This is a genomic window from Pseudoalteromonas sp. Isolate3 (assembly GCF_022398505.1).
Taxonomy (GTDB): domain Bacteria; phylum Pseudomonadota; class Gammaproteobacteria; order Enterobacterales; family Alteromonadaceae; genus Pseudoalteromonas; species Pseudoalteromonas apostichopi.
The window spans coordinates 1-9417 of sequence record NZ_JAKEVN010000138.1 but is presented as its reverse complement, the minus strand read 5'-3'; the positions used below and the strand labels follow the sequence as shown (position 1 = coordinate 9417).

Genomic DNA, 9417 nt, shown 5'->3' with positions numbered 1-9417 from the left:
ATGATATCAACGCCATTTGAGGTCGATGGGCATATAGCACAAGTTACAGCAAGCATCGGTATTAGTCTAGCCGATGATTTATTAAAAGAACCCGCAGTTTTAATAAGGCAAGCAGATTTAGCTATGCATGAGGCTAAGCAATTTGGCCGTAATAATGCTCAGTGGTACAGCTTAAATATGGAAGGTAAGTTTAACAAACGATTGGACTTAAAGGTCAAGTTGAAAAATGCATTGGCTAACCGTGAGTTTGAATTATACTACCAGCCACAAGTTGAAGCTGGTAGCGAACGTTTAATTGGTTTAGAAGCTTTACTTCGTTGGAAACATCCGGAGTTAGGATTGATTGGTCCAGATGAGTTTATTCCTATTGCTGAAGAAATGGGTTTAATAGTCGAAATAGGTCAATGGGTGGTTAAAGAAGCTGCTGCTTATAATTACTCTCTTCAAAAACGTGGCTTAGCTAAAATAGTAATGGCGGTAAATTTATCTTCTTTACAATTTCAACAAGATGATTTCATTGAGCAGTTGGAAATAATCTTGGTTAAATCCAAATTAGAACCAAAGTGGTTAGAGCTAGAACTCACAGAGTCGTTAATGCTAGAGAATATTGAGCAAGTTGTACAAAAGTTGCAAGAGATAAAACGATTAGGCGTTAGTGTTGCAATTGATGACTTTGGTACTGGATTTTCGAGTTTAAGTTATTTAAAAAGGTTACCTATAGATCGGATAAAAATCGACAAATCATTCATCCGTGAGCTAGTAACAGATCATAAAGATGGAGCAATCATTCGTGCAATTATTGCAATGGCTCATCAACTAGGACTTAAAGTTATTGCTGAAGGTGTTGAAACAATTGCACAAACAAAGATGTTACATAGAATGTTGTGTGATGAGTTACAAGGATACTTTTTTGCAAAGCCCCTTCCTACCGATTCACTTGAGGTATTTTTAGAGGATTATTTACCTAACCGTAATTTAAAAGCGGAGTATGATTTACCAACTTTATTATTAGTTGATGATGAGGATAATATATTATATTCCTTAAGGCGAGTATTAAGAAAAGAGCCTTATAAAATCCTTACGTGCAATAATGCAATAGAAGCATTTGAATTATTAGCATCCAATGATGTACAAGTTATTTTATCGGATCAAAGAATGCCGAAAATGAATGGAACTGAGTTTTTAAGCCGTGTAAAAGATATGTATCCTGAGACAGTTAGGTTGATTTTATCTGGATATACAGACCTTCGAACAGTTACAGATGCGATTAATCATGGCTTTATATATAAGTTTATTACGAAACCTTGGCAAGATGAAGAGCTTAAAAAAGAACTGCAATCTGCATTTCGCAAATATAAACAAAGTGTTAGTATAAGTGATTGAGTGAATTACCAATGTCAGCAGACCGATTAGAATATGAAAAACTCGCTCAGAAAGTTGAGCAGTTAAATGAGCAGTTGTTGCACTCAGAAAAGCTGGCATCGTTGGGGCAGCTCGCTGCTGGTGTTGCCCATGAAATTAATAACCCAATTGGGTATGTAGCTTCAAATTTAGTCTCCTTAAAAGAATATATAGATAGTCTTATGATGCTCATTAGGCAACTGAGTAACCAATTACCTGTTGAGCAAACTAATAAATTAAAACAGCTTTATGACTTTGATTATATAAGTAAAGACTTACCAATATTGATGTCTCAATCTGAATCTGGGTTACTGAGAGTTATTGAAATAATTCGTGAATTGAAAGACTTTTCTCATATAGATGATGTTGAATTTACTGAAGTAGACTTGCATTTAGGTATTCATAGTACGCTAAATATCTTGGCAAATGAGTTAAAATATAAGGCTAATGTTAAAAAGGTTTTTGGGGATATCCCCCGAGTTCGATGTGTTGCTTCCCAAATAAATCAAGTTGTTCTAAATTTGATATTAAATGCAGTTCAAGCATTTAAATCTTTTGGGATAATAACTATTACTACAGGCTGTGATGATTCGTGGGCTTGGATCCGTGTTGAGGATAACGGGCCGGGTATTGAACAAGATAAGCTAGAAACAATTTTTCAACCTTTCTATACAACCAAAGATATTGGTACAGGTTTAGGTTTAGCGCTTTCTAGAAGTATTTTAGAGAAGCATGCTGGAATACTTGAGGTTAAAAGTAGTGTAGGAAAAGGTAGCTGCTTTACAATTAAGTTACCAATAAACTCCTAGGCTCAACTAAGGGGTAATATTTTGTTTTAATTCGCTTTTTATTTATATAGATTATAAAGAGGGTACGAGAAATTGTTACATGCTTTAGATCGAAAAAAGAGTAAAGTTGATAAAATGGCAAGGCGAGAAAATGCTGCTTAAAGACTTAAATATTCTAGTACTTGATGATGTTGCCTTAATTTGCAATTTTTTATTCGGGGTTGCTAATAAGATTCAAGGCTGTAATGCTTTAAAAGCATTTGATTATAAAATAGCCTCGGATATACTAGAATCTGTAAGTGTAAACTTATTAATTACAGATATAGAGCTAAAGCAGGCTAGCGGGATTGATTTAATATCTAAGGTTAGAAGTGGTGGCTTTAGTTCAACAGCCCATGACATTCCAATCATAGTTCTTTCTGTTAACTCATATAAAGAGTTGATCGAACAATGTGTTAAGTTTGATGTGAATGATTTTTTAGTTAAACCCATATCTTCTGCAAAGCTTACCAAAAAAATACATGAGCACCTACAGAATCAAAAGGCTATAAAAGAAACAACTTATTACTTAAGCATTATAGAAGGTTCTAAAATTAGTACGGGGCCAAAAGAATATCCTCATCGAGGAGTTTCAATAGTCTTAGACGTCAAAAAGCCATTAATTGAAGAGTCAGAGACAGTTAAACAAACGTCTAATGATGTTGTAAGTAAACGCGCTTTTTTAGATTGGCCAGAAGGCGCAACGACAGGTCATTATCAATTAGATAGAAGGTTAAAAAATGTTGCGTATGCAATTAGCTATTTTTATGATGCTTTCATCGAAAATCGCAAACATGTCGCTATAGATAATGCACGTAAACGCGCTTGTGAATCCGCTGACTACCTACTTTACATAGGAAAAAATATTCAAAAATATGAATATTCACCTGATTTTTTGGAAGCATTTACTATTTGCCTTAGTAAGCTTGAAGTATTAATAACTCAAATAGCTTCGGCGAATTTAAAAAATAGGAATCAAATTTTAGCTTTACTGAGACAATTAGCTTCGTGGTGGTCGCATACATGCAGTAGGCGACTGCTACAGAATGTGGGGGATTAAGTATAAGTGGATAATAAATTATTATATGACGCTGAGATATTAAACCTCGAAACCCTAATTGAAATGTATGATGATAGTAGCGTAGAAATAGTTAATTGTGCTTTATTGGGGTTTGCGCAGGCAGCGGAAATAAAATTAATGAAACTAGAAACGTGTTGTTTAGTTGATGATTTAGTTGAAGTATCGCGAGTAGCGCATAGTCTAAGTGGTTTGTGTCGCTTTAGCGCAGCTGTCAAACTTGGAAGGTTAAGTGATGAGTTAAACTTAGCCGCCAAGAACAACGACAAATTACATACAACAAGGTTAATATCTGAAATACATACTCATTGGCCTGTACTTGAAAAGCAAATTAAACATATAGTAAAGAATTACAGGGATGTGGATGCCTAAGGTCTTATTTGTTGATGATGAGCCATATATTTTAGACACTTACTTAAGAATGCTAAGAGGTTCAGCTTTTGAATGCATCGTATTATATGATAGTACGCGGGTTTTTGAATTGCCGTACTTAAAAGAGATAGATATTATAGTCGTTGACCAGCAAATGCCAGAAATAACAGGTAGTGAGATACTATTAGAAATGAAGCTTCGATTCCCTAATATTAAAAGACTGCTAATAAGTGGTGATACATTTAATTTGCAAGACTCTTATTGTGATTTTATTTTACAAAAACCTTTAACAAAGCTGGATTTAATAAATTGTTTATCATCGCTTAAATAGAAATCTATACTATTTATTAATACCACTGGATTTTTTTATACTTTAAACTCATCTAATGTCCCCGCCCTGAGGGTAATGGACGAAATCAGGTCATTTATAAAAAATATAATTTCATCAACCACATGATTTCTTGTGCTCAATCTGTTCCTGTGCGCGACAATGGTTTAAGTCTAAAAATGTTAAGTGCATGCTAATGCAAGCTTACTCTTCTGCATATGGGGAGGATGGATAACGCAACTAGCTAACTAGATTAGCTTTTATTAAATTGAATGTATACTAGTAGCTGTTTCACGCTTATAATTATCTTTCAGTTTAAATCTAACCATATCAGTTAAAACTGTAAGATGAAATATGAGCTGTTATAACTAACATCAGTATTAGATTTTTTGTTAAAAATAACTCACCATAAATTATGCTCAACTGAATTTACAAATAGTAAATCTTGACTGGTGTATGTACAAATATCGGCATTTGGCCGTATTAAGCAATATAGAGGAATAGCAACACGGTATGAAAAGCTTGAATGAAATTATCATTCAATGCTCGCTTTAGCATTTACGATGATGTGGCTACCAGTGTGGGCTGATTAATATATGTACTACAAAAATCAACAGACCCTAATAAAAGCTTTTTATTATTTCCAAAAAATAGCAGCAAAAATGAAAAACGACTCAACACCTTTAATCAGTACTTATTACAGTTTAAGGAAAACGGCCGTTACCGAGCTAACTTTAAAGGTTTACAACCTAAAGTATCCCCAAAATTAGCCTTTATATATCAATGAACTAATAGTGTTAAAAAATATGGGTAGTGAGGGAACATTCATGGTGTTTTGTGATCTTATGAATCGCTTAAAAACAACAGAACTAAACACCATGAATGCGTCTACTATTTTGCACAATATGCTCCGCGCTGTCACCCCTAACTCTATTCATAAAGCCAGATTTAATACTCTAGTCGCTGCCGTTAAACCTCTTTTGCACTGTCAGCAATGCACCTTGACATCTATTGGTCGCAATTTGAATTCAAAAACAACTGAAAAACATGATATTAAGCGTATTGATCGACTACTCAATAACCACGAGCTTTTGCGTGAATCGACATCGGTTTATGTTCGCTTAAGCAGTTTTGTGGTCACTGAAAAGCATCCCTTCATATTGGTTGATTGGAGTCATGCAGATACACAAACCAAATACTGTATTCTGCGTGCTAGCATTGTCAGTGAAGGTCGCTCTTTGACCTTATACCAGGAAAGTGCATTCAGCTTTCAATATCATTGCCCAAAAGTACAAAAACGGTTCTTAAAGATGCTCAAACTGATCTTGCCGAGTGATTGCCGCCCCGTCATTGTGACGGATGCGGGCTTTAAAGTTCCCTGGCTCAAAGCCGTGCGGAATAATAGCTGGCATTATATCAGCCGGGTTCGAGGTACGGCACACTTGAAAACGCAGGACAGCGATGAGTTTATTCCATGCCAGTCACTATTCAAGAACAATCAACGTAAGAGCCGGTATCTTGGCGCGACCGGGCTGACCAAAAGTGCAAAATATCAAACGCATGCAGTGTTGGTTGGCAAGGGACATAAGTTATTAAAAAGAGATAAAGAACGCGGTTATAAAGAGCCTTGGCTACTCGTTTCTTCACTTCCAAAAAGGCACCATTTTCTCGAAAAAGTGCTCAAGCTATATGGTATGAGAATGCAGATAGGGGCAGGGTTTCGAGATCAAAAAAGTGTTAGATTCGGCTTAGGCTCAGATCTGCACAGAACGAACAAACTCAATCGATTAGACATACTTTTACTGCTCGCAACTCTGGTTCATTGGTTCTCAATGATGCTGGGGGCAGTGATAGACAAAGCAGGAAAGACAGGCGCTTTTCAAGCTAATTCAACCAAAAAAAGACGAGTAGTGTCATGGGCATTTGTTGGGCTGCGATACTTCAAAAAACAGTCCATTAAACTGCGACGGCGAGATTATTTGGCAGGACTAGCCTATTTCGTACAGGTGGTAGTGCAACTCGATTGGAAAAATATGGATGTGAGTGATGTAATTGAAATTTAATAATTATTTTTGGGGATCCCTTAGACGGATATCTATTTCGCTAATCCGTATTCCTCATGGGAGCGCGGATTGAATGAAAACTTCAACGGTTTACTGCGCCAGTACATACGCAAAGGCACGGATTTAAGAACGGTCACGGATAAGCTGGTGGCCGATGTTGAACGTGCGTTAAACGCCAGACCGAGAAATTGCCTTGGCTTTAAGCAGCCCACGGTTGTATTTGAAGAGTTACGTAGAGCTGCCTAAATTAGCGAGTGGTGCACTTCGGACTTGAATTCGCGGGCAAGATTTTTAGGTGATATGTTTATAAAAGCAAACTTCAACAAAGATTAGGAGCATAGCCAGTAAGCCAGTTAATTTAGGTACTAGTAAAATATTATTGCTGTCGCGCATTGTAATGGTGTACTAATCCTTTTACACTGCCAAAAATTTAGTTTGATAAATAGATGATCATTATATATGCAACTTAAAGTAACAAAGAGCGCGGCTAGTATTTTTTATAGCGCTATCATTTATTTTCATTTCATTATTTTTGTGTTGGGCATAGTTGAGTTCGTATTTTATAAATATGAGCTGATGAAAGTTATTAGCCCTGTAACAACACTAAACGCGCTGTTAATCACGGTCGTGCTCTTAGTGATACAAAAATTGAGCCTAAACACAAAAACAAAAAAGTATAAAATTTCAATAGTTGCAGCTAGCTTTTTATGTTTCTTTTTAGTACAGATTTCCGTTTGGTTTCATATGCTGCAAAAATTTCAAATTAGCCTGATTGACTCGAATCCATTTACTTTTTCTTTATCTGCGGTTTTCTTGTTTACGCTTTTCGCTGCAATCTTTGTGAAAGCTTCTTATAAAAATATCCAAATAATAGAAATGAAGAAAATAAAGATAGTTGTCTTCATTGCGGTCTTTATTGGAGCGACGGTCTGGCATCAAGCTTCATTGAGTGTAGTAAAAAATCAAGAGGCCAATGCAAGGGCAAAGGTTTACTTAATAGAAACAATGATAAATAAATCTATTGAGGGACAAAAAAAAGCTCTCTCTAGAGTTAAAGCACGAATTAACAACGTTAGTTTTGATGATTTCAAGCGTCTTATTGATATAGACCAAAAAACCTATACCAACGATTACAACATTATTAAGGGGATGTTAGTTCTTGATAGCAAGCTTAACTTCGTCTCAGGAAATGCTTTTTCAAAAAACTTTTACTCTAAAGGTATGCTAGAAAAACCAATAATAAAAGCATGGTTAACGCAAAACCACGATGACATTCAGTTTGCAACAAATTCACTCACCTTAAACTCAGCAACACCCATTCTTATGCTATTAGCATCTGTTGAGATAGCAAATAACAGTAAATATTACATATTAAATTTGCTGGATATTAATTTATTGCTAGAAAAAGGCTATTTAAATTATTTAAGTCAATACGATACTTATCTAGGTTTAACCCCAAGTATCTATTTTTCGTTAGATGATAATAACGCAAATAAAACAAACTTAAGCGAACTAATTAATAGTTACAAGCACTTCATCACACAAAAAATAAATGTCATGGATTTAGTTGACCATGATGTTTATAGCTTTATCAATGATTATGAATCCATACATATCGATACAATAATTGATCAATCAATACTTTGGCTCACTTTCATGTTTATATTTATATTTGTGCAAGTCGCAGATTCATCAAGAATCATTCAGTTTAGGGCAAAGCATGACGAGCTAACGGGGTTACTCAAATTAACGGCTTTAGAAGCCGAGTTTTTAAAGGCCAGCTATGCAAAGCGCGGTAATAATTTTTCAACCGTTATTTTGAAAGTAGATTTTTTTGAAGAGATGTACATTTCTTTAGGATATAAAATAAGTGATGAACTGATCAAAAGTGTCTCTGCAAGAATATATGAAAGTACCCATAATATAGCGTTAATCGCTAAGGGAGCGAGTGATAGCTTTGTTTTATATTTTTTTGATATTTCCCCAGAGTCATTAAAACAAAAAATTAAATCTTTAATTATGGAACTTTCTGAAGTTCATCTTATTGATAATAATGAGCTTAACCTTAAAGTAAGCGGTGGAGCTGTAACCTACAAACAGCTCGATTTATTTAATATTCGGTTAAACCTTCAGCAAGCAAATATCGCCCTTGGAAAAGCAAAAGAGCTTGGCGGTAACCAACTTTATTTTTATCAGCAGTTTATGGAAGATAAGCATAATGAGACCGTCACTATCAGAAATAACTTACAAAATGCACTTAAGAATAATGCATTAGAAGTATTTTACCAACCAGTGCATCGTTTAAATGAGAATACGATCACTGGAGTTGAAGCATTAGTTAGATGGTCAAACGGCAATGAATGGGTTTCACCAGCTAAGTTTATACCCATCGCGGAAACTACGGGTCAAATAGTTCAAGTCGGCGAGCAGGTTCTTAACAAAGTGATCGAAGATATAAAAAAATATCCCCAACTGCAAAATATGACTGTTGCCGTTAACTTTTCGACGAAACAAATAATCAAAGACGATTTTGCAAGTAATTTGCTTTCTTTATTAACTAAAAATAACATTATATTTGAAAATTTTACGGTAGAAGTTACTGAATCGTCTTTTCAAGAAAAGAAGGCTATAGAGAAAAAACTCATTGAACTAGTCGATTCTGGACTCAATGTAGCAATCGATGACTTTGGAGCCGGCTACTCAAGCTTATCATATCTGACTCATCAGCCAGCGAATATCATTAAAATTGATCGTGAGTTTACAATAGGCGCTCACTTAGTAAATACCAAAGAACAAAAGATGTTAGATACTATTATCAGGGTTTGCTACGACCTAGATAAAAAAGTGATAGTCGAAGGTGTTGAAGATGAAGAGTTGATCAAACACTTATCCCAATTTGAAGGCATTAAGATTCAAGGGTACTTTTTCTCTAAGCCATTACCTATCGATAGTCTCATAGCCTATATAAAAAACAGTAAGAATGAACACAGATTACTTAGGTGACAGAACAAAATTTATAGGCGTTTTATTACAATTTTATCTAACTAAGCGCTATCAATAACTTTTTGACTTCAGTTGTTATGAGGGGGCTGCTATCTTTCGAGGTTAACTTGCAGCGTTATCGGTTGTTTTTAGACAAGCATACTCTGTGCTGTGTCGTTACTCCTCACAAATAGGCGATAACGCAGCATACATATCCAGGATGACCTACGTGTAGGGTTTTGCATAGTAGCAATTAACCTTTGCAGATCAATTTCCCCTCGTGCCGCGATTAAACCGCTCTAGAGTGTACGCGTTTTAATCATAAAAGACCTGTAGCCCCTAATTATTTTTACTAAAATCTTGTAA

At 35.3% G+C, this 9417-nt stretch carries 7 protein-coding genes and 1 pseudogene; all 8 read left to right on the top strand.

All coding sequences use genetic code 11. The features are described from left to right. Positions 1 to 1383: EAL domain-containing protein (locus L1D46_RS18370; RefSeq protein WP_239978009.1), on the top strand; the 1383-nt coding region annotated here is incomplete at its 5' end. Then, positions 1380 to 2210: an ATP-binding protein gene (locus L1D46_RS18365; RefSeq protein ID WP_239978008.1), complete on the top strand. Its 831-nt coding sequence runs from the start codon at positions 1380 to 1382 to the stop codon at positions 2208 to 2210. The genes L1D46_RS18370 and L1D46_RS18365, both read left to right, overlap by 4 nt. 106 nt (positions 2211 to 2316) lie before the next feature. Further along, positions 2317 to 3288, top strand: a complete 972-nt coding sequence (locus L1D46_RS18360) for a response regulator (protein WP_239978007.1) — start codon at positions 2317 to 2319, stop codon at positions 3286 to 3288. 6 nt (positions 3289 to 3294) lie between these two features. Beyond that, positions 3295 to 3678, top strand: a complete 384-nt coding sequence (locus L1D46_RS18355; protein WP_051501964.1) for a hypothetical protein — start codon at positions 3295 to 3297, stop codon at positions 3676 to 3678. Continuing rightward, positions 3671 to 4009, top strand: a complete 339-nt coding sequence (locus L1D46_RS18350; protein ID WP_036973903.1) for a response regulator — start codon at positions 3671 to 3673, stop codon at positions 4007 to 4009. The genes L1D46_RS18355 and L1D46_RS18350 overlap by 8 nt, the downstream gene beginning before the upstream one ends. Before the next feature lie 842 nt (positions 4010 to 4851). After that, entirely contained in the window at positions 4852 to 6069 is a 1218-nt protein-coding gene (locus L1D46_RS18345; protein WP_239978006.1) for an IS4 family transposase, read from the top strand. 27 nt (positions 6070 to 6096) lie between these two features. Then, positions 6097 to 6315: pseudogene (locus L1D46_RS18340) on the top strand (IS30 family transposase); the annotation flags it as partial. Between the two features lie 213 nt (positions 6316 to 6528). After that, positions 6529 to 9072 (top strand): bifunctional diguanylate cyclase/phosphodiesterase, encoded by a 2544-nt coding sequence (locus tag L1D46_RS18335; RefSeq protein WP_239978005.1) that lies wholly within the window; start codon positions 6529 to 6531, stop codon positions 9070 to 9072. The last annotated feature ends 345 nt before the right edge of the window (positions 9073 to 9417 follow it).

Bases quoted from the DNA above. Each gene is read 5' to 3' on its own strand.
- L1D46_RS18350 (WP_036973903.1), top strand. From the start codon at position 3,671: ATGCCTAAGGTCTTATTTGTTGATGATGAGCCATATATTTTAGACACT.
- L1D46_RS18335 (WP_239978005.1), top strand. From the start codon at position 6,529: ATGCAACTTAAAGTAACAAAGAGCGCGGCTAGTATTTTTTATAGCGCT.
- L1D46_RS18345 (WP_239978006.1), top strand. From the start codon at position 4,852: ATGAATCGCTTAAAAACAACAGAACTAAACACCATGAATGCGTCTACT.